The following is a 22710-nucleotide window of genomic DNA, read 5'->3' as shown; positions in this document are numbered from 1 at the left end:
GTCCCGACTGCCGCCGCAACACGCAGTCTCTCCACCTACCTCACGCTGCCCCGGCTTGCACCACCGGGCTGATGACCGGCGCCCCGCAACAGCGGGCGCAAGGAGAACCCACATGTACACCACCGACCTGCCGCGCTCCACGCCCCCCAGAGGGCGCCGCTGGACCCAGCGCATCGCCGTCACACTGAGCTTCACCCTTCTGCCAGGCCTGATCTCGCCCGTCGCCTTCGCCGCCGCCCCTGACCCCCTGGGCCGCCCCAGCCTCACCGCACCACGCGCAGCCAGCACCAAACCTCTCACTGCCAAACCTGATCCCCGCACCGCCGCCCAGTTACGCAAGGCAGCGGCAGCCGACACGGCCGACCGACAGCGTGCTCGCACCGACCAACAGCGCACCACCACCTGGCCAACCACTGGAACGGCCCGCCTCACCACCACGGTCGCTCACGCCAAAGCCAAGCCCGGTGACCTGCCCATCACCCTGACCAAGCCCACCAAACGCACCACCCGCGGCGCCAACACGATCGAGGTCGCAGTCCTGGGGCAGGACACCTCACACGCCCTGGGCCTCAAGGGCGTGGTTCTCACCGCCACCGGGCCGGCCCGCGGGGGCAGCACCCAGATCGGCATCAACTACGCGGCCTTCGCCTCCGCCTACGGCGGTGACTACGCCGGCCGACTGCGCCTGATGAGCCTGCCGACCTGTGCACTCACCACGCCAGACAAGCCAGCATGCCGCCATCTGAGCCCCCAGCGCTTCACCAACCAGCGCGCCCGCCAGCAGATCACCGCCCCCCTCACATTCAAGGCAGGTGCCGGCGGCCGGAAGATGGTGCTCGCTCTGGCCGCCGGCACCAAATCCGGGGCAGGCGACTACAAAGCCACCCCGCTCGCAGCCTCCTCCACCTGGGAAGCCGGCGGTTCCTCCGGCTCCTTCACCTGGTCCTACCCCCTGCGCACTCCACCGGCCGCAGCCGGACCAACTCCGGACCTGAACATCTCCTACGACTCCGGCAGCGTCGACGGCCGCACCGCCAGCACCAACAACCAGGGCACCACGATCGGCGAAGGCTTCGACCTCACCTCCTCCTACATCGAGCGCAAGTACGGCTCCTGCGACGACGACGGCCAGGACGACAAGTTCGACCAGTGCTGGAAGTACGACAACGCCTCACTCGTGCTGAACGGCAAGGCCACCGAACTCGTCAAGGACGACACCACCGGCCACTGGCACCTGAAGAACGACGACGCCTCCCTCGTCACCCACCACACAGGTGCCGACAACAGTGACGACAACGGCGAATACTGGACCGTCACCACAGCAGACGGCACCACCTACACCTTCGGTCTGAACAAGCTCCCAGGAGCCGGAGCCGACGACCGCACCGACTCGGTATGGACCGCCCCCGTCTTCGGCGACGACAAGGACGAGCCCGGCTACGACAACGGCACCACGTTCGCCAAACGCGACAAGAAACAGGCCTGGCGCTGGAACCTGGACCTCGTCCAGGACACCCACGCCAACGCCATGACCTACTGGTACCAGGCCGAAACCAACAACTACGACAAGCTCGGCGACGACAACACCGCCACCCCCTACACCCGCGGCGGCTACCTCAAAGAAATCCGCTACGGCCAGCGCGCCGGCTCCCTGTTCTCCGCCACCCCCGCCGCCTCCAACAAGGTCGTCCTCAACTACACCGAGCGCTGCACCGCCACAGGAGACGGCTGTGACTCCCTGACCAAGGACACCCGCGACAACTGGCCCGACGTACCCTTCGACGCCGTCTGCAAGGACGACGACAAATGCACCGGCAACGTCGCCCCCACCTTCTTCACCCGCAAGCGCCTCACCAGCCTCACCACCTACGCCTGGGACACCACCGCCACCACCCCCGGCTATGCGCCGATCGACGCCTGGAACCTCAAGCAGCAGTACCTCGATCCCGGCGACACCGGCGACTCCTCCGACCAGTCCCTGTGGCTGGACGAGATCAAGCACACCGGCAAACGCGGCACCGACATCGCCCTCGGCCCGGTCCGGCTCGATCACGAATTCAAGCCCAACCGCGTCGACGGTGCCAGCGACAACATCCTCTCCCTCGAAAAGCCCCGCCTGAAAACCGTCACGTCCGAAGCCGGCGCACAGACCATCGTCAGCTACGCCGAAGCCGACTGCATTGCCGGCCAGACCATGCCCAAGGCCGACCACAACACCCGACGCTGCTACCCCGTCTACTGGAAGCCCAACGGAGGCTCCGCCGACCCGCAACTGGACTGGTTCCAGAAGTACCGAGTCACCTCCGTCTCCACCACCGACCCGCACGGCGGGTCCGTCGCCGTCCAGCACACCTACACCTACTCAGGCGGCGGTGCCTGGCACTACAACGACGACCCCCTCACCCCCGCCAAAGAACGCACCTGGTCCCTCTGGCGCGGCTACGAACAGGTCACCCACCTCACCGGCGACCCCTCCGGCACACAGTCCAAGACCACCACCGTCTACATGCGCGGTATGAACGGCGACCGGCTCCTCGCCGCTGACGGCAAGACCCTCGACCCCGACAAGCGCCGCACTGCCACCGTCACCGGCATCAAAGCCACCGACATCACCGACAGCGAGCAGTACACGGGCTTCACCCGCGAAACAGCGACCTACAACAACGCCGCCTACACCTCCGGCACCGTCAACGACCCCTGGTCCAAGCGCACCGCCACCCAACACAAGTCCTACGCCGACACCGAGGCCTACTTCACCCGCACCGGCGCCACCCACGCCCGCACCGCCATCACCAGCGGCATCACCCCCACCGACCGGATCCGCACCACCGCCACCACCTACGACGACCTGGGCATGCCGCAGACCGCCGAAGACCGCGGCGACGACGCCAAAAACGGGGACGAAACCTGCACCCGCACCTGGTACGCACGCAACGATGACGGCCTGACCTCCCTGGTCTCCCGCACGCGCACCACCGCCAAGCCCTGCACCACATCAGACACAGACCTCGACCTGCCCGCAGACAGCAGCAGGCCAGGCGACGTCATCTCCGACACCGCCACCGCCTACGACACCACCACCTGGTCCGCCAACCAGAAACCCACCAAGGGCGACGCCCAGTGGACCGCCCGCGCCAAAAGCTACGACACAGCCAACACCCCCACCTGGCAGAAGACCGCCACCACGGACTACGACGCCCTCGGCCGCCCTACCCTCGTCAAGGACGCCCGGGACCACACCAAGACCACCACGACCTACACACCGGCGACCAGCGGGCCTCTACTGTCCAAAGTCACCGGCGATGCCAAGGGCTACGAGACCACCACCACGCTTGACCCGGCCACAGGCTCTCCCCTCAAAGCGACCGACCCCAACGGCCGGATCACCGAAACTGAATACGACTCCCTCGGCCGCGTCACCAAGGTCTGGCTCCCCAACCGCTCCCACCTCGCCCAGAAGACCCCCAACTACGTCTACGGCTACCACCTCGCCGGCAACGACCTGCCCTGGGTCTCCACCGGCACTCTGCGCGGCGACGGAAACGGCTACAACACCACCTACGAGATCTACGACTCCCTCCTGCGCATCCGCCAAGTCCAAACCCCGTCACCGACCGGCGGACGTCTCATCGCCCTCACCCTGTACGACTCCCGCGGATTCGCCTCCAGCACGCAGTCGGACATCTGGGACGAGAAGAACGATCCTTCCGGAACCGCGGTCCAGACCGAGGGCAGCCAGGCACCCACCCAGACCGACACCACATACGACGGCGCCGAACGCCCCATCAAGGCCGTAACCCGCAACTACGGCATAGCCCGCTGGACCACGCAAACCACCTACACCGGCGACACCACCTCGACCACTGCGCCCCTCGGCGGCCAAGCCGTCGCCACCGTCACTGACGCCCGCGGACAGACCACTCAGCGCCTCGACTACGACGGGCCCACGCCAACCGGCACCGACTACGTCGCGACCAACTACACCTACACCGCGGGCGGACAGCCCAGAACGGTCACCGGCCCCGTTGCAGGGACCGACACCACTAAGCCGACCTGGTCTCACACCTACGACTTGTTCGGCCGTCAAACCGCCACAGCTGACCCGGACAAGGGCACAACCAGCACGGCATACGACGACCTTGACCAGGTCACCACCGTTACCGACGCCGAGAACAGAACCCTGGTTCACGCCTACGACGAACTGGGCCGAAAGACCGGCACATGGCAAGGGTCCAAAACTGATGCCAACAAACTCACCGCTTGGACGTTCGACGCACTCGCCAAGGGCCAGCCTGATGCCTCCATCCGCTACGAGGAGGGTGCTGGCGGCAAGGCATACATCCAAAAGGTCACCCGCTACGACAGCCTCTACCAAGCCACTGAAAGCCAGCTCTCCCTGCCGGAAAGCGATCCACTCGTCAAGGCAGGAGTCCCCAAGACCCTGTCCACCACCACCGGTTACCGCCTCGACGGAACAATCAGCCAGGCATCCCAACCTGCAGTAGCCGGCCTGCCTGCCGAGACCGTCTCCTACACCTACAACGCCACAGGCAAGCAACTCACAGCCAAGGGCACTACCGGCTACCTGCAAGGCGCAGACTACGCACCCGCAGGAGACCTACGCCGCCTCACCCTGGGCACCAACGCCGGCACCTCAGCCAAGAACACCTACCTCGGCTACGACTATGAACCGGGCACCCGCCGCCTGACCCGCTCCTACGTCACTGACGACACGCACCCGTACAGACTCCAGGACCTGGTTTTCCGTCAAGACGACGCAGGAAACGTCACTTCCATCTCCGACGCCACCACCCTCGGCGGCACGGGGAAGATCGACAACCAGTGCTTCGCCTATGACGGGTACCGTCGCCTCAGCGAGGCCTGGACCCCGAAAACCGACGACTGCAGCGCCGGCGGACGCACGAGCACCAACCTCACTGGTGCCGCACCGTACTGGACCAGCTACACCTACAACTCCGCAGGCCAACGCAAACAACAGGTGCAGCACGCCACATCAGGCGACACCATAACCACCTACAGCTACGGCACACCCAGCAAACAGCCCCACCCCCTGACAAGCACCGAAACCAATGGCAAAACCCAGACGTACACGTACGACAAAACCGGTAACACCATCCAGCGCCCCGGTTCCAAAGCCAACCAAGCCCTTCACTGGAACAGCGAAGGCAAGCTCTCCAGCGCAACGGAACCTGACAACACCGGCACCCCCTCTACCACCGGCTACCTCTACGACGCCAACGGAGACCTCCTCATTCGCCGCGCCGCCACGGACGGCGTGACTACCCTCTACTTCGGCGACACCGAAATACGTCTTACCACCAAGGGCGCACTCTCAGGCCTCCGCTACTACACCGCAGCCGGCAAGAACATCGCGGTGCGCACCGCCACCGGTGGAGCCAGCACGAAGCTGACCTTCCTTGCCGCCGATCACCACGGCACTTCAAGCCTGGCCATCGACGCCGGCACCTTCAGCTACGCCAAGCGTTACACCACCCCGTTCGGAGCGCCCCGCGGAACCGCGCCCACGGCCTGGCCCGACGACAAGAGTTTCCTCGGTGCGCCTGCCGACACCGGAACAGGCCTTACCCACATCGGAGCCCGTGAGTACGACCCCCTCACCGGCGCCTTCCTCAGCGTCGACCCCCTGCTCGAGACCGATAAGCCTCAAACCCTCAACGGATACAGCTACAGTTCCAACAACCCGACCACTAACTCCGATCCAACAGGGCTCGGTAACGCAGACTGCATGACCGGTGTCATGCAGCACTGCAATAACGGAGTTCCAGGCAGTGGATCTGTCTATCATCCCGAGAGAGAAAGGCACTCCGGCTGCTCTGTTGGCTGCTATAGCGGAGGCTCATCCGGTACGGCATACACAAGCAGCGCTGGAAGCGTCAACAGTGGGCACTGGGGCTCCACTTGCAATCGCTTCAGCTGCAACAAGAGATGGCTCTCTGGCCCCCGCGGAGACGACAAGGACTGGTTGGGCGGAATCCTCACCGGAATCGTCGACACCGCCACAGTTGGCTGTCAAGTCTTTCAGATCTTCGGCTCTGTCAATTGCGCGGGCGACGCCATCCGCGAGGAAATGGCCGGAAGCGGAGTCGGTCTTGAAACGTCAGCCTTCTCCGACGGCGTACGGCTGGGGGCCACGTTCACGCCAGTGCCCGGTGCCGGCTTCTTCAAGACTGGTGAGCTTGCTGTCGGTGGGATGCTGGCCAGGAGAGGGAAGAACATCGGGCCGTTTCAAGAACTGCCGATACCCATGCAAAAGCGCACAGTTAAGAAAGTCGCACAGCGCGCAGGCGTCGGCCTTGACGGTGTGAAGGTTAAAATCAACCGTGATGCGGATCTTGTCGGAAGGATGCTCTACGGACACACTGCGCCGAATCGAACCATCACGCTTTACCCAGACGCCTTCTCGTCAGCCGAGAACCTCACTAAGACGATTGGGCACGAGCGGCAGCATGTCATGCAGATCGACACCTATGGGCCTGCTACGTCTCTTGAGCAGGAGCACGCCTGGGAGAGAGCCGCCTACGCTTCAGAGGGACAATTCTGGAACTACTACAACGGGAGGCTCGGATAGTGCAACGAAGAGATAAGTGGATTGCGCTCATCCCGAGCATTACCGCCCCCGAAGGCGAACATGTTCCATGTCCCCACTGCGGCAAGGCGCAACTGGATTACAGGTACATCATCGACCCGAAGACGCGCCTCGGATACTTTCTGCTCTGGTGCAATGCATGCCTGCACGGAATCAGCGTGTCGCGAGTGAAGGCCCCGGCCGACGTCAAAGCGAGATCCATGGATGATCCGAGAGCGTTGGCAGATGTACCCGAATACACCCGCTATACATAGATGGGATCGCTGATCCAGTGAATGCGGAGTCGGCGGGCGCGCGAGCAATCCATGATGCAGCACTTTCGCAGAGCTGAGGATGCTATTGCACCCTTTCCGCGCGCCCGTCGCCTTGCGCCTTCTGCTGTCTGTGCAGGGTATTCCACTGAGGTGCAGGAACTCACAGACCGGAGTGCAGCTCTGCCTTGACATCCGTATCAGGCAGCGTCGAAATGCGAGCAGAAGTATGCGCCACTGCCCATGGGTTCGGCTATGAAGAACAGGATTGCGCCAGCGCAATCCCGTGCCCCATTCTGACCGGCTACCCGTCCATGCCCGTCGCATGTGCCAGGGAGTGTGCTCCAGCGCCGAGCGCTGGAGACGAGTGCGTGAAGCTTGCCTCGGTAATCCTGTTCGTCAGGGAAAGGCACAGAGTCCAGGTGATGTCTCCAGCGCCCATATCGAACGACCAGGACGTCGCTGCTCCCGAAGCGACCAGGCGATCGAGAGTGCTCGCCAGAAAGCTGAGGGTCAGCGCGCATACGCGCCCCAGCCGGTCCGCCTCGATGACCCCCTTGGCGGTGCCGGGGAGAGGTGCACGACCAACGCCAATGCTGCCAAGCGCCCAGGGGACGATAGGTCGCGGAGTGCCCGGCACGACGCCACACGCAGAACCCCGTCGGCGGCTTGGGCACGATCAAGCGTCCGGGAGCCTGTGCAAGGACAGCAGCGTCGAGGAGCTGAGCCGAGACGCCGCCGCGCATCACCGACGGTGAGTCCACAGGCAGGCGAATGAGCCAGCCGACCTGTTCCAACTCACGCGGCGCTCCTGGCGTACGGCGGGCGCAGTGGCAGCGGCCCTGTTCGCGACCGCGGTGGGCTGCGGAGTACTGGCGCTGACCTACCCGTCGCTGGAGCGGGTGTGGCAAGTGGTGGCGGCTTCTCCACAGTTGCCGGCGCAGCCACCGCAGTGGTGACGCTGATCGGCGGCGGAACACTGCGGGAACTCGGCAGTAGCAATTGACGCCGCCGTGAGCTGGCTGATGCCAGCTCACGGCTGTCTCTGTCGACAGCTTCGGGAGTCACTGCGTAGCCCCTGGCGCGCTGGACACCGGTCGTTCAGGGTGCAGCCCTCGGCGCGTTGACAGGACAACTCGACGACAAGGGCGTGATCACCTCAGTAGCCCGAAGCCTGAACGCGAAGTAGGCACACCGGCCTGCTGAGCCCAGGTGCGGCCAAGAGCCTGACGCTCCCGGCCCCGAACAACCACTGATGCTTCACACCCAGTCGATGCCCAGCTCCTGCAGTGCGGTGCGCTGTTCGGGGGCGAGCTTGTCCCGCCCCGATTTGGTGTTCGAGACCCACACGCCCAGCTTCACCAGCACCGGCTCCTCCTCGCCATCGACCGCGGTCTGTTCGTTGTGGCCGCGGGGTACCGGCCGCCGGCCTTCCCGCTCCACCCACTGTGCGAGGGCTGCCAGGCCGCGCCGGAACGCCTGCTGCGCCTTGCCCTGCCTCTTGGCCGTCGGGGTGAGAGCTGGCCTCTGAGCGGCCTGTACGCCCAACCTGGAGAGCCGTTCCTGCTGCTCGGGGACAGCTGCGCCCAGGTGGCTGGGTCCTTCTGCCGCTGGAGCCATATGCCGAGGCCGTCGCCGTCGAAGAGCACCCCGGGCGGGATGTCGGGCAGGACGCCGTCGGCGTCGATCAGGTCGGCGAGGACGCGTTGGTGGCACCGGGCCGGCACCCTGATAGCCCCTCGCATACATCCCCGCAGCCTGTGGTGACCGGCAAGACGGCAGACCCACACCCCCCCGGAACGATCCAACTCCACTGTCCCTTCCTGCGCCCGCGCCAACACCGCCCCACCACACAGGACACGGCCCCACAGGGTGCACACCCCGGCTTCGGCCCGGCCATTCCAGGCACCGCCCCCGCCGCATACCCCACCTTTCGTGCACACGGACGGCCTACCACGATGGCACGATATGAATGCGGCCGACATCGCTCAAAAGCCCCTATGGGCCAGGCGAATTGATGGCCGGACACGTATGTGGCGGCTTCACAGAGAGACAGATGACATGGCGCGGATCGGGGAGATGCGGCTCAGCGATGGCACCGCGGTGCGAGTCGAAATCGACGGGCAGCAGGACAGCGGGATCGACCGAGTGGGCCGCGGATCGGCATCCGGCGTCGTCCGCGGCTCCGCGCAGACCCTCCAGGAGGCGCTCGCACACATCAGGCCAGCCGTCGAGGCGGTCGCTGACAGCGTCCGGGACCTGGCACGCCAACCCAACTCCGTGAGCGTGGAGTTCGGGATCAAGCTATCTGCGGAAGCGGGCGTCGTGGTGGCGAAGGCGGCCAGTGAGGCCAACTTCGCGGTACGTCTGGAATGGGGCGCCCGTGATCCGCGATGATGCTCGACATGGCTGCGTTACGGGGTGAAAGCGCACTGGAGTCAGGCCTCGTCCGGATCCGGGACGGCGACGCGGTCGTGGGAGCAGGCTTCCTCGTAACACCCGAAGTCATATGCACCTGCGCACACGTGGTCGCGGACGCGTTGGGGCTCCCGCGGGATACCGATACAGCCCCCTCCGCAGCCGTACCGGTCGAGTTCCCGCTGCTGCGCGACGCCGACCAAGACGTCCCCACCGTGCGGGCCCGGGTCGTCTCCTGGAAGCCCCTCCAGAGGGACGACAGCGGCGACGTAGCCCTGCTGCGCCTCGACCGACGGGTACCCAACGCGCACCCTGTGGCGCTCGTGGACGGCGCGTCCGTGTGGGGACACTCCTTCCGAGCCTATGGCTTCCCGGACGGTGGCGACCACGGGGTGTGGGCGACCGGCACGTTGCGGAGCGTCCAGGGCACAGGCTGGGTACAAATGGACGCCGCCCCCGGCAGCCGTCCGATCACCAATGGCTACAGCGGGGCCGCGGTGTGGGACGACGAGCAGGGCGGAGTCGTCGGGCTGACCGTCGCGGCCGGGCACGGGGCCCTGGCTGGGACCGCGTTCCTCGTGCCGTCCGCCTCGCTTGTGGACGAGGAGGTACTGCGCCCGACGTGCCCGTTCCGCGGCCTTGAGGTGTTCGAGGAGGAGGACTCCGAGTTCTTCCACGGACGCGAGGACGATGCCGGGCGGCTGGCCGAGTCGATTGCCCAGCGCCCCCTGACGGTGGTGGTCGGACCTTCCGGGTGCGGCAAGTCGTCGCTGATCCGCTCCGGTCTGCTGCCCCTGCTTCGGGCGGACGGCATGGGCGTGTCCGTACTGCGCCCCGTACCTGGGGACAGGCCAGAGACAGTGCTGGCTCATGTGCTCGTCCCCGCATTGGAGCCGGGCGCTGGGGAGATCGACCGCCTGAGCAAGGCAGAGACACTGGCACGGCTGCTCAGGGACGGATCAGGAGGCGAGCCGAGCGGCGAAGAACCTGGGGACGAAGACCCGCTGGGCGAGGCAGAGCCCGTTGACGCCGCCCGCACATACACCCGACCACCTCCCAGCCGCGTCCCGCAAGCCGTAGCCGGCTTGCGGGACTCGCTCCAAAAGCGGGCCGGCGCCGGCGGCCACCTGCTCGTCGTCGATCAACTGGAGGAGTACGCCGGCGCCGAGCCGACCGCGGCGCGCACCCTGCTCGGGCTCCTTGCCGAGCTGGCGGGCTCACCGCGTTCGGCGGGCGGACGCGGCCTGCGGGTCGTAGCCACCGCACGCGAGGAATCCCTCGGCGACCTGGTGACGTCGAGGACGTCCGGCGCGCTCAGCGATGCCGTCTTCCTCCTCGCCCCGCTCGACGCCGACGACCTGCACCGTGCCATCACCGGCCCGGTCGCGGCCGTACCGGGGCTGTGGCTGGAGCCCGGGCTGGCCACCCGCATCGTCGAGGACGCGGCGGACCAGCCCGGACGGATGCCGCTGGTGGAATTCACGCTCACCCGGCTGTGGGAGCGGCGCGAACGCTCCATGCTCACCCACACGGCGTACGACGAACTCGGCGGCGTCGCCGGAACTCTGGCGGGCTACGCGGACCACACCTACCGCACGCACGTACCTGAATCCGAAGAAACCGTGGCACGCAGGCTGTTCCTTCAACTGGCCCGCCCTGACGACCGGGGCGGCTACACCCGCCGCGCCACCCCGCTCACCCAGCTCGACCCCGCAGCGGTGGCCCTTGCCCGCCGCCTCGCCCGGGGCAAGCTCGTGGTCATTGACCACACGACCACGGGTGCGGAGATCGCCGAACTCACGCATGAGGCCCTCACGCGGCTTTGGCCCAGGCTGCGCCGCTGGTTGGACGACAGCAGGAAGTTCCGGGTGTGGCAAGAGCAACTCCGCACGGACATGGCACGCTGGGAGGGGAAGGACAAGGAACCAGAGGCCCTGCAACGGGGCAAGACCCTCGCCGAAGGGGCGGAGTGGCTTCAGCTGCGGCCAGAAGATATGACCGCAGACGAGCGCGCCTACATCGAAGCCGGCCACCGGTACGAGCAGCGGACGGTCCGCAGACTGCGGGCGGTCGGCGCGGTGCTCATGGCCCTACTGCTCGCGGCGGGAACGCTGGGCACGATCGCCTTCAACACCAGCCAGGACCTCAAGGCCCAGCTGCGCACCCTCGCGTCCCGCGCACTGGCGAAGGAGTCCGGCAGCCGGCAGGCCGAGGCGCCGGGGACGGCACTGCAGTTCGCGCTCGCCGCATGGCACACCGACAGGACACCGCAGGCCCGGGAGGAACTGCTCAACCAGTATGTCCGGGCGCAGTACCTGCGCGGCGCCCACAGCGGCCTGTGGCGCGGCCGCGTACAAGAGCTGGCCGCGACCCCCGACGGCCGCACCCTCGTGGTGCGTTCCAAGCCGGCGGGAAACGACCCGCACCAGGTGTCGGTGGTGACCGGCGTACTTGAGGGCAAACCCCGCCACTACACCCTCCCCGGCGTACCCGAATCCGAACAGACCGGGGAAATCAGCCCCGACGGGCGGCACTACGCAGTGGCGACGCCGGACGGCACAGTGCGGCTCTGGCGGCTGGACGGGAAGGGCAGCGAACCGACCCGGCTCGGACGAGAACTCACCGACAGGCGCGACAAGGTCAAGGGCGATCTGGAATTCAGCGCGGACGGCAGCCGTCTGATGCGGACACTCAACACCCACGCTCCGGACGTCGAGCTCACAAAGCCCCGGACCCTCGTCGATGTATGGCACCTGGGGGACCTCAAGCCTCTGCCGGTGGCCGCCACAGTGGTATCGGCCGCGCGTGGCCAGGAGGTGGCTTTCGGGAAGGACCCCGACACCGTGATGGTCACGACGAGCCCGTCCCATGACCTCAAGACGCCAAGCAAAGCTGCGCTGCTCGACCTGCGCACGGGACACACGCTGCGAAAGCTCCGGGCCAAAGGCGACGACTGGACGTCCACCGATGCCACTGCCGCATACGGCTACGAAACCAAGAACTCCGACGACGACCGCTACGTCGATGTCGCACTCGGCAGGTGGGGCACGGACGACACGTATGTGACACGCCTGCCGGTGGATGACGAACCAGGCTACTCGGATCCGATGCTCGCCGTCGCCCGGCGCGACAAGGGCGGCCCGATGGTACTGTCCCCCGTCGGAAACGCCCTGGTGGTGGCCTACGCCCGGCCCGCCCCCCGACCCGCGAAGGTACCCGGGCTCATCAACGAGTACGCCTGGGCGAAGGACGGCCGCCTGGTCGCGTGGATGACGAACCACAAGGTGCAGGTCGTGGACCTGCTACACGGCGGCTCCACCACCGTCGAACCCCCGCACCAGGTCACCTTCGACCGACACTGGAGCCTCGCGTGGACGGCCGGGGGCAAGCAACTCCTGCTCTGGCAGGAGGGCGGTTCACACCTGTACGTGTACGACCCCGACACGCTCTCCGACCCCGTCGATGTCCCCTTGGACGCGGGCCCGAAGACACCACAGGAACCGGGGCTGATCAGCGCGGTCGCACCCCTGCCCGACGGCGACGTCACCGTGCTGACCAACGGCGCCAACCTGCTTCAAGTGGACCCGGAGCGCGGGGTACAGACAGGAGAACCGCTGCCCGTCGACCGCTCACCAGTTCTCGATTCCTCTCCGCTGGGCCAGCTCCACGGCCGCCCAGGCCACCCTCATCAGGTCGCCGTGGTAACGAGCAACGACGAGGACAGGGGCAGGATCCAGATCTGGGACGTCCGAACCCGCAAGCGGACAGAGGTGCTGGAAGGCGACAAGATCAGCCCGCGCATCGACCACAGCGACGCCAGCAATCTGGCCTTCTCCCCAAGCGGCCGGTACCTGGTCGTGGAGCACGCCGACGGCAAGCTGCACCGCTGGGACGTCGCCAAGGGCACGACCGTGGGCACACCCATCACGACGGAGATCACCGAAAACGTCAACGCCGTGACGGACAGCGGGACGGTGATCACGCAGAAGGGGAGCGAAGGGGTCTACGAACTGTGGGACGCCAACGACGGGACCCGCATCGGCACGATCCCAGGCGGCTCCTCTCCCACCTCGGCCCTCCGAGGCACCGAGCTGACCGTGGAGAACAGGGGCTGGCTCACCGCCTACGACCTCCGCCCCGACAGCTGGTTCACCCACCTGTGCAAGAACGCAGGCCGCGACTTTACCGAGGAGGAACGCGAACACCTCCCACCCGGAACCCCACCAGAGGCTCCTTGCGCACCGTGACACGGACGTGATCCGTTGAGCCCGCCGACGGCAACAACCCCCAGGCGCCGGCCCGGAGTACACCGACTGCACACCCACCTCACTCTCGGCATCGCTCAAGCGGGGCACCGACGCGCTGGAAACCTCCCTGGCGCCGCGTACAAGATCGGCAACAGCGCGACGGCGCTCGGAGCGATCCTCGCGCTGTCACCGGCCGTCGGTAGCGTGAAATCCGTGATGGTGGGCACCGAAGAGACCCGGCTGGTCGTACTGCGCGGCAACAGCGCCTCGGGCAAGTCGTCCGTCGCGGCCGGCCTCCGCGAGAGGTTCGGCCGCGGGCTGGCCCTGGTCGGCCAGGACAACCTCCGCCGCATCGTGCTCCGCGAGCGGGACCGGCCCGGCGCCGCGAACATCGGCCTGATCGACCTGACCGCCCGCTACGCCCTGGACGCCGGCTATCACGTCGTGGTCGAAGGCATCCTCTACGCCGACCGCTACGGCGACATGCTCGCCCAGCTGCGCGCCGACCACCGCGGCCCGACCCACGGCTACTACCTGGACGTGCCGTTCGATGAAACCCTCACCCGGCATGCCACCAAGCCGATCGCCGATGACGTCAACGAGACGCAACTGCGCGACTGGTACCGGCCGCGCGATCTGCTGCCCGATGGCATCGAGACCGTGATCGGCGCCGACAGCGCCCTGCACGAGACCACCGACCGCATCATGCTCGACAACGGCCTGGCCCACCTCCCCGCACTGGACCGCTGACCGGAGCACCGTCGCGACAGACCTTAGCCGTTACCCGCCGGCACCCGGCGTCCGCCGGCAGCACGCGACCCTGGAATCCGCCCTGTGGCGCCCCTGGCTCTCGTAGCGTTGCGGGCGTCATGCCCCGTCCACGCCGAACTCCCGCAGCGCGTCCTGCTCTTCCTCGTTCTCAAGTGGCGCTCACCACCTTGCCCCAGACCCAGCCCTGCGCCGTGGCCCCTTGACCAGGGGTCTGCCGCGCAGTGGGTTGTACTCCTAGCGGCGCAGGAGCGGATCGACGGTCATCCGGGCCCGGTCGTTTTCCTGCCGGAAGGCGGCCATGTCGGTCACGAAGTGCTTCTCGGCCACCGACATGACGGTCGCGGGCGGGACCTCTGCTTCCCCCGCCAGTACGCGACGCTGCGCAAGGTAGTCGGCCATGGAAGCGCGCTGGACAACCCGTGCCCGTTCCAGATCGGCCAGCTCCCAGCCGCGTGAAGTCGAGGACAGCCGGGACAGTGCGTAGGCCCATCACCTATTTTCGGCGATGCGGTTGTTGAGGTCCCGGATGGTGTCGGCTGCGGCGGCGCTGTGAAGCGGATGATTGAGGTACGTCCTCAGCAGGGGCAACGAGGAGTGGTCTCCGCTGCGGGCGAGGAGGCGCATCACGAAGGTACCGCGCTCCTGGCGGAGGGGGAGCGAGAAGAGTGAGGTGAGGCGCTCGGGGCTGGTCAGCGCGTGGTGCAGGACGGTGCGGGTCTGGGAAGGGAAGGCGTCCACGATGCGGCCCAGCGCGCTGGTGCGGATGTCCTGGGCAAACTGGGCTGCGTATGGGAACTGGTGGAAGGGGTCCACGGCGGCGTCGAGCAGGCGGGTGGTGAGACCGTCCCACAGTGGTGCGCAGCGCAGAGTTCGCTCCTCTCCGCTGGGACCGGGGCGACTGAGCCAGAACAGGATCTGGCCGTAGCAGCGCCAGGCGTCGGCGTCCTTCCCCGCATGGTCGGCCAGCAGCGGGGGAGGGGCAGCGAGGCGGGTTGCGCAGCCTTCGATGCCTAGGAGGTGGCAGCCCACGGCGCTTTGCCGAAACGGGTCCTGCAGCTCCAGATGGGAGGCCCAGTACCGGAAGGCCGGCAGCGCTGCCGGGTCCTGGGAACGTATGAGCTCTTTCAAGAAGACATCAGTGAAGAAACTGGTGTCCCCTTCGCGGACGGCGAGGACTGTCAGCGCGATGCGTTCCGCCGGCTCCAGAGCCTCAACTGCCTCGGTGAAAGGCGCGGCGATGACATCCTCGAACCGGCTCACGAGGATGCCCTTTGCCCGAGCATGGGCGTTGGGATGCTGCGGGTCGGCGAGCAGGAGACGGATCTCCTGGGTGATGTCACGGACGTTGCAGGGCGAGCTGATCTTGCCGTAGATGTGAAGGGCGTCGACGAGCGCGGTCGACACAAAAGGGTCATCGGTGTGCACCTCGTCAAGAAGCTCGGTCACCGCAGCAGCGGTGGCTGCGGTGGCCGTGCTGCGGATGCCGGTAAGCATGCCGAGAGCAGCGAATCGCAGATGGTAGGCACCCGATGCCCAGGCCAGAGAGAAGACTTTCGGCGCCAACGCCGCCGCCTCAGCATCGTTGGCATACCGCAGCAGGGCGCACAGCAGGACCATTAGGCCGATGTCTCTGGCCTCCAGGGACGCCCCCACTGGCTCAGCTTGGCCGCCGTCGCCGGCTGGTGGCGGCTGCGCCGCGACCAGGCTAGCCGGGCCGCGTGCGTGATCCGGCAGGCCGGCAGCCGCTCGGAACTCTCCCGTACCCCGTCGGCGAGGGCAGCGGCGATCAGCGCCGGTACCGCGTGGCGATACCCTGCCGCGCCATGGTTCGCGCCGCGCCGGAACGCCTCGTCAGTCTGGCGCATGAGCTGGGCCAGCGGTTCCAGAAGGCGCCCGTCGCTGGCCGTGGCGCCGACCGCATGGAACACCGCCTGCTCGTACCTGCTCGACGACTTGTCCGGCACCACCATGTACATGAAGTCCGACTCACACACGACCTGGCTGGCCGCCATAACCGTCACGGCTTCCTCAAGGCAGCGCCTCCCCTCCGCCAAGGCCACCTGATCGGCCACCGGGCCCAGCCGCCCGTACAGTGCGCCGATCAGGAACTCTTCGTCGGGCAGCTCCCGGAGCAGATCGCGTACGGTGCCCGGATCGCTGTGCAACGGCACAGCCCACGCTGCCAAGTCTCTGCGGTGCGGCTGCCGAAGCTCGCCGGCCAGCTCCTGAGCAGCCGTACACCGCCACACCAACGCGTCCGCGGTCAGGAACTGGGTGTACCACTCATGCCGGAACTGAAGGCGCTGGCCTTGAACCCGCACCAGCGGCGATCCCAGTGCCTGATCCACCACTTCAGCCGCGGCGCTGGCTACCGGCAGCTGAGCGGCACTGCGCTGGGCCTGTCCCAGAGGCAACCACCCAGTCAAGTCCTGGTCCATCAGCAGCGCCCAATGGTGCAGCACCTGCCGCACCCCCGTAGGCTGCGCAGTGCCCTGCAACTGCTCGTGCACAGAGGCATCCAGCAGCTGCCCGCGTCCGGCGAACTCGGGCAACCGCCCGGCCACGCGAGCCGCCAGAGCCAGCTCGAAGGCGCTGCCGAACGCGGCGTACTGATCCTCCCCGAATTCCTGCTGCTCCAGGTTCGCCCCATAGGAGCGCAGCAGCGCTCGGCGCTGCCCCGGGGCGGGATCGACGATAGCCGCTGACCGCTGTGCCCCCGCCCGCGGCGACAGCGTCACCGCTTGCATCCACGCTGACAGGTCGAGCCCGAGCACCAGCGCCGGCCAGGAAGCGGGGCGCCCGCCACGCCCGACGCCACTTCATCGCTCATCGAGCCTTCCACATGTCACATTGAGGGCTAGCGGCTCAAGTCGATCCCGGTGCCAGCGCTACTGCCTTGGCCACGAGCGGTCGCGTTCCCGGTCTGCTCCGCGTAGGCCGGCCGACTGCCCGCGCCGTCAGGCCGCCGAATTCCCGTATGCGCCGTCCACCCCACCGCTTGCCTCAGCCTGTCCTGTCCGCACCACCGCATCCCGAGCCCCGGCCGCCGATGGCGAGGCCGACTGCACCCACGCCCACACCAAAGCGCCCACGCCGGCCGCGGCCTGAACCGAAGCCCCCACCAACTGCCCAGCATCCGGCCCATCAAGCAGCCAGAGCACCGGAGTCGAGACGATCCCCAACACGGCGGCGACCAGCACCGTGATTCTCCACCTCTGCGACAGGCTCCACCCCTCCTCACCCACTCCTCCGCGCTCCACAGCTGGACCACCACCATCAGGCGTACGCCACTGTGCAGGACGACCCCTAGGCAACACAGTTCCCCCCCGGTACGCCTGCGGACCTAGGCCCTATCTCTTTGATGGGTTGGTCAGTTGATCGGATGTGTCCGTCCGATTAGCGATCACTGATGCGATGTGGGACCGGATCGCGCCGCTGATGCCGGCCGATCCGGTCCGCGGCAGGCGGTGGGCCGACACCGCCGCACCCTCGAGGCCATCGCCTGGAAGTACCGCACCAATTCGCCCTGGCGAGACCTGCCCGACGAGCTCGGCCCGTTCCAGACCGCCCACAAACGGCTGATCAGATGGGCCGTCAACGGCACCTGGCCGAAGATCCTGACCGCCGTCCTCGCGGCTGCGGACGCCGATGACGACATCGGCTGGACCGTATCGGTGGACTCTACAGTCGTCCGAGCCCACCAACACGCTGCCGGAGCACGCAAAAGGGGGCCGAAGGCCGCAGTGAGCCAGCCGAACACGCGCTCGGACGCTCACGAGGCGGCTTGAGCACCAAGGTCCACCTGGCCGCCGACGGCCACGCACGGCCCCTGTCCCTGACCGCCACCGCGGGCCAGGCCGGTGACCGCGCCGGCCTTCGAGGCCGTCATGACCCGCATCCGCGTTCCACGATGCGGCCCAGGCAGGCCCCGGACCCGACCATTGGCTGTGCTCGCGGACCGGGCCTACTCCTCCCGCGCCATCCGAGCCCACCTGCGGCGACGAGGGATCCGTGCGGTCATTCCGCAGCCGTCCGACCAGGTCGGCCCGGTCTTCGACCAAGAGGCCTACAAGCAGCGCAACACCGTCGAACGGTGCATCAACCGCCTCAAGCAGTGGCGCGGCCTGGCCATGCGATGCGACAAACTCGCCATCGCCTACCAGGCCGCCCTCCACCTCGCCGCCATCCCCATCTGGGCACGACGATGACCAAGGAGACAGAACCTAGGTCTGCGCTGAGCTGGCGCTTCGTGGTCACGCATATTCCGATAATTCAGCCGAGCACACAGCACGAATGCCACTGGCCCATGCCCATTCTCCCGAACAGAATCTGACAGACTTTCCACGCGTGCAGCAAATTCCTACCACTGTGACCCCAAGAATCCTCACGGACCCATTGCACACGCCATGAGCTACCCCTCCTCGCACACCTCATCAGGACTACGCGAAGCAGCTGGGTTACCTTGCGAGCGTCGCACCTGCTCACACCACTCAGCGAGGTGAGCGACCAGAGCAGGGGGCCACGCCCAGGGCACGTCCACCCCCGACGACTGCGGACAAGCGGCATGAAGAATCACGTCGTCGGCCGCAGCGGGAAGTCGGCGCCTGGACCAGTCGAGCTCACCAGGCCCAACCGGAGACGGCAAGCAGCTGTCACAGCCCGTGGCGAACTGCGAACTGCTGATCATCAGCTCCAACGACGTAGGACGCGGCCCCCCAGAGCGGTCTGACGACACTGCAGGACCGAGGAGATGTGCAGACTCCAGCACCTGCGTGGGAGGAAGCCAACGAGAGCCGGGCATGGTTTGCCGAAACCCAGCAAGCACAGCTCTCACCTCCTCGACTCTTCCGCAAAGCAACCAGCCGCCACCACACCGAGAAACAATCTGAACAACTGTTTCCCGTTCGGGAAAGCCGCTCTCTCGAAGAGCTGCTGATGGATAATTCAGCGCCTCCAAGCCCGTAGCCCCCGCAAGCGTAAAAGCATCAAACACGGCAGGCTGCTGCGCTCCCATGCACCTACGGCCAGCCTGCACCGCACGGGATTCTTCGCGGGGATATGCGGCCTTCCTGCGGCACTTGGGACAACGGCACCGCCGCGGAATTCCGGAAGATGGCTGCCTCTCCAGCACAGTGGCCTGAGCTTCCTGCCGCCACTCTTGGACTGCTTCAGCAGACAACACTCTGACGAAGTCAAACAGCTTCCCAGGCTCCGACATTATGGTCCGCTTGCCCGGAGTACCCGCACTTGCGGAAAAAGGTAGCCGCGCAGAACCTGACGCGGTGCCGGGTGGTGAATTCCTTTGCGTTGACCACAAGTCTGGCAAGCACATCACCAATGAATCCGGCACAGTCGATTCAGCAGCAAGCCGCATCCCCGTGTCCATTCGATACGTACCGCGATTTTCTTCCCTCCGGACGTCGGGAATTCTCCTACCAACCTGGCGTCCCCAGCCCCGCCGAGACACATACAGGTCCAGCAAAAGCTCCGACCTCCTCAGCGTCTCCAAGCGCTCACCCCGTGGAGAGGACAGAGGCCACAACACGGATCCCCAAGCATCTGATTGGGCCCGCGAAACCCGTAGTGACCACAGCATGACCGCTACGTTTTTAACAGCCGAATCGAACATCTCCTCCGACGGCCGGCAGGCCGCCGAAGACTCTGCTGCGTCACCACGTCGTTGCCGCGGCGGCTGAAACTTCGGTGCCTTTGGCCGCAGATGAGTCCGCAGCCGAGCGAGCCGGGCGATGAGTTCCGGGAAGAACTCCCCGTCCTGCGGCTCGTAATCCTCCTGGGCCGCCAGCACGACGGTGTCCAAGACAGAGGCAGCAGCCTCGGCCGATGGGCACAGCAACTCCACAGTGCCCCGCAAGGAACCCTCAACGGAGCCGAGAAGGACTCCATCCAGCAGCTGCCGCGCGTCACCATGACCCCACTGGGCCGCCCGTACGAGCACACCGAGCACCTGCGCCACCTCGCGCGTCCAGACGCGATCACCCCCAGCCTCTTCCTCAGCCGCATCGGCACGACGCAGGACCCACACAGCAAGCCGGAACGCACTGCCGGGATGCTCCTGGCCACCAGCGAGGGCGAACCACTCCCAGGCGCGCGCCAGGTCCCCCCGCCGCAACGCGCGGGACCCCATCACATAGGCAGTGTTAGCCCTCTGGCGCTCCCTGGGCACCGGCTCGTCAGCCGAGCCCTGGGATCGTCCGGACGGCCAGTCGCCGTCCGGACGATCCCAGTAGTCGGTCGGCCCTGCCAGCCAGGCCGACAGCTCCCTGTAAGCCATGACCTGATTTCCCATACGCGCTCCTCCCAGCGTACGAACCCTCCACATGCGTCCCTTGGCGCGCATCTACCGCTCACCACGTTGGGCCTGAGGTGGCTTCATATGCCCTGGCCGGACGTATTCCGTGAGCTCTGCCCGTAACGCCGTAACCCCGCGACTGCGCTGCTGATACACCGCGTTCTTCTTGATCCCCAGGTCCGAAGCAATCTGGTCGTCGCCATCCCCACGGCCCTGCCGTGCGAGCACCTCACGACACTGCGGCGCCGCAATCTGCACGGTCGCCTGGTCAACGAGGTCCCATATCTCCTCGTCGCGCTTGTCCCGCCCAGCACTCTGCGCCTCCTGGCCCTCGACCGCCGCATCGGTGGGAGCCGGCGGATCCAGGAGATCGAGAACCTCCCCGGCCAGGAGCTCCGGCTTACGGCGCTCCATGTGGTCCAGCGCCTCACGTTCCGCGATCTTCTTCACATAAGCGACCGGCTGCCGTTCCGGATCGATGCCGCTCCGGAAGGCGATCAAGATCGCCGCATCCGTGAGCTCGAAGGCGTCAGCCTCATTCAGCTGCGGAAACTTGACCACCAGGTGCCGGCGGACCTTCCGCCGGATCGTGACGTACAGAGTCTGGCCGTCCGGGCCGAGGGCGCTGAACACGTCAGCACCCTCGGCCCGGTGGGACGAACCGCTCACCACAGCCAGTAGCCGTCCGTCCCACCGTCGGCGGGCCGACGCTCGATCCACCAAACGATCAGCCGGCTACCGTCTGCGGCCTCGTAGGAGAGGACCGCGCCCGGCGGCAGAATCTGCACGATCTCCGCCACCGAACTGGCCGCCACCACGGGTGGGTCAGACAGGACACAGGCAGCCTCAGACGGCTTACGGCCGAGCAACTGCTCGCGAAGCCGCACGAACCCGGGGCGGTGCCAGGAGCCGTACAACTCGACCCCCAGGGAGACCGCGGCCGGAAGGTACTCAAGGAAGGACATCTGTCGGGAACCTCAGAGAGCTGGATAGGGGCATCACAGAACGCGTTCACCCCCTATAGGGCCCAGCCGCCCCAGTTCTTAACAGCCCAGCCAAAAAACTTCGAAGCCACACCAACCACCCCAGCCCTGCAACGCACTGGAGCCCCCTCGTCCCCACTCACTCACGAGCCCGTCAGCACCACGAGACGCTCCCTAGGGGACCTACGGCTGAACAACAGTCCACTAGTCGGCCGCCAGCTTCAGCAGAGCCTGAAGCCCCGTCAGGGGCCTTGACGCACAAGCGCCATGTCTACACCCGCATGCCGGCTCTGAGCCAAGCCAACCGCACAGAGGCACCGTCAACCCCGGCCCACCCCACAAGAGAGCAACAGGGCACACAGTGGTCAGGAGACAGGTGAGGCCGAACTACAGCTCCCAGGCAACAGTGCCCCCTGCAGCGAAACCTGTAGCCCCGTCAGGGACCCCCGACTCATACGAGCCATGCCCACTACATCGCTCCCCACCAACACCCTCTGACCGTCCGCGGTCACACCCACCACCCGAGCTGAACGCTCCACTCAACAGAACACGACGCCTCCCTGGATAAACAACCTGCCGATCGCCAGATCGGCACCCTGCGAGTTTGGGGCACCCCTGTCCCAAATCCCATACAACAGAAAATAGTCAGGCTCCGGAAGAAAGGCTACCCCCGAGCCATAAAAGAAGTTCGGCCATCACCAAAAGAAAACGACTCGCAATTATTGAGGACGGCGCCAGCCGGACGGTACAAAAAGCAGTACTCTGAAATCAGATCTCAACAACCATACCCGACCGATCGCCAGATCGGCTAACCTGAGACACCCTCAATACCTGCACCAAGAACCCGAGTTAGGCAACCTCAATGTTACATAAAATGCCGCGTCAGCGGCCAACTAAAGAAGGAAAATAATTGCGCCGTCAGGCGCCCCAATTCAAAAACCATAAACAAGAAATGATTAGCCGTCAGGCTAATCAACACGCAAAATCAAGGGCCGCGTCAGCGGCCCGACATAAACCACAGATAATTCGCCGTCAGGCGAATTGCGGGGCGTGAAAATTTCGTCAGAAATTTCTTTAGGGGCATTTATGCCCCCCGCCCCCC

The 22710-nt window shown here is 66.4% G+C and carries 10 protein-coding genes and 2 pseudogenes; 6 read left to right on the top strand and 6 right to left on the bottom strand.

Features of this window, described 5'->3' with window-relative positions:
* The first annotated feature begins 112 nt into the window (after positions 1-112).
* Together STRTU_RS00065 and STRTU_RS00060 are read left to right on the top strand one after the other, a co-directional pair.
* Positions 113-6610, top strand: a complete 6498-nt coding sequence (locus STRTU_RS00065; RefSeq protein ID WP_159747247.1) for an RHS repeat-associated core domain-containing protein — start codon at positions 113-115, stop codon at positions 6608-6610.
* Between the two features lie 1099 nt (positions 6611-7709).
* Complete coding sequence (locus STRTU_RS00060) at positions 7710-7838, top strand: hypothetical protein (RefSeq protein ID WP_269777054.1); 129 nt, start codon at positions 7710-7712, stop codon at positions 7836-7838.
* 301 nt (positions 7839-8139) lie between these two features.
* Here the strand turns inward: STRTU_RS00060 and STRTU_RS00055 are convergent.
* Positions 8140-8591, bottom strand: a pseudogene (locus tag STRTU_RS00055) (helicase associated domain-containing protein); the annotation flags it as partial.
* A 349-nt stretch (positions 8592-8940) separates the two neighbouring features.
* Here STRTU_RS00055 and STRTU_RS00050 point away from each other — a divergent pair.
* The 3 genes from STRTU_RS00050 to STRTU_RS00040 all read left to right on the top strand — a co-directional run bounded on the left by STRTU_RS00050 (position 8941) and on the right by STRTU_RS00040 (position 14294).
* Positions 8941-9276 carry a CU044_2847 family protein gene (locus STRTU_RS00050; protein WP_159747248.1) on the top strand — a complete coding sequence of 112 codons (336 nt, stop codon included), beginning with the start codon at positions 8941-8943 and terminating at the stop codon, positions 9274-9276.
* Positions 9273-13544: an nSTAND1 domain-containing NTPase gene (locus tag STRTU_RS00045; protein ID WP_336298728.1), complete on the top strand. Its 4272-nt coding sequence runs from the start codon at positions 9273-9275 to the stop codon at positions 13542-13544. The genes STRTU_RS00050 and STRTU_RS00045 overlap by 4 nt, the downstream gene beginning before the upstream one ends.
* A 216-nt stretch (positions 13545-13760) precedes the next feature.
* A complete protein-coding gene (locus STRTU_RS00040) occupies positions 13761-14294 on the top strand; it encodes an AAA family ATPase (protein WP_174878989.1) in 534 nt (177 codons plus the stop codon).
* A gap of 255 nt (positions 14295-14549) precedes the next feature.
* Here STRTU_RS00040 and STRTU_RS00035 read toward each other — a convergent pair whose 3' ends face one another.
* From STRTU_RS00035 to STRTU_RS00025, 3 genes are all read right to left on the bottom strand, one after another.
* Positions 14550-14714: a hypothetical protein gene (locus STRTU_RS00035; protein WP_159747251.1), complete on the bottom strand. Its 165-nt coding sequence runs from the start codon at positions 14712-14714 to the stop codon at positions 14550-14552.
* Between the two features lie 90 nt (positions 14715-14804).
* A complete protein-coding gene (locus STRTU_RS00030; protein WP_159747252.1) occupies positions 14805-15968 on the bottom strand; it encodes a hypothetical protein in 1164 nt (387 codons plus the stop codon).
* On the bottom strand, positions 15932-17053 hold the full coding sequence (locus tag STRTU_RS00025) for a hypothetical protein (protein WP_159747253.1): 1122 nt from the start codon (positions 17051-17053) through the stop codon (positions 15932-15934). Before STRTU_RS00025 ends, STRTU_RS00030 begins: the two co-directional genes overlap by 37 nt.
* A gap of 646 nt (positions 17054-17699) precedes the next feature.
* Between STRTU_RS00025 and STRTU_RS00015 the strand changes: the two are divergent.
* Positions 17700-18523: pseudogene (locus STRTU_RS00015) on the top strand (IS5 family transposase).
* Between the two features lie 2150 nt (positions 18524-20673).
* Here the strand turns inward: STRTU_RS00015 and STRTU_RS00010 are convergent.
* Both STRTU_RS00010 and STRTU_RS00005 read right to left on the bottom strand, forming a co-directional pair.
* Entirely contained in the window at positions 20674-21258 is a 585-nt protein-coding gene (locus STRTU_RS00010; RefSeq protein ID WP_269777053.1) for an RNA polymerase sigma factor, read from the bottom strand.
* A 32-nt stretch (positions 21259-21290) separates the two neighbouring features.
* The gene (locus STRTU_RS00005; protein WP_269777052.1) at positions 21291-21590 is read right to left on the bottom strand and encodes a hypothetical protein; all 300 of its coding nucleotides are present in this window, start codon (positions 21588-21590) and stop codon (positions 21291-21293) included.
* Positions 21591-22710: the final 1120 nt, after the last annotated feature.

The sequence above is a fragment of the Streptomyces tubercidicus genome (assembly GCF_027497495.1).
In the GTDB taxonomy this organism is placed as follows: domain Bacteria; phylum Actinomycetota; class Actinomycetes; order Streptomycetales; family Streptomycetaceae; genus Streptomyces; species Streptomyces tubercidicus.
The sequence above is the reverse complement of the archived record's forward strand: the minus strand, read 5'-3'. Positions and strand labels throughout refer to the sequence as shown.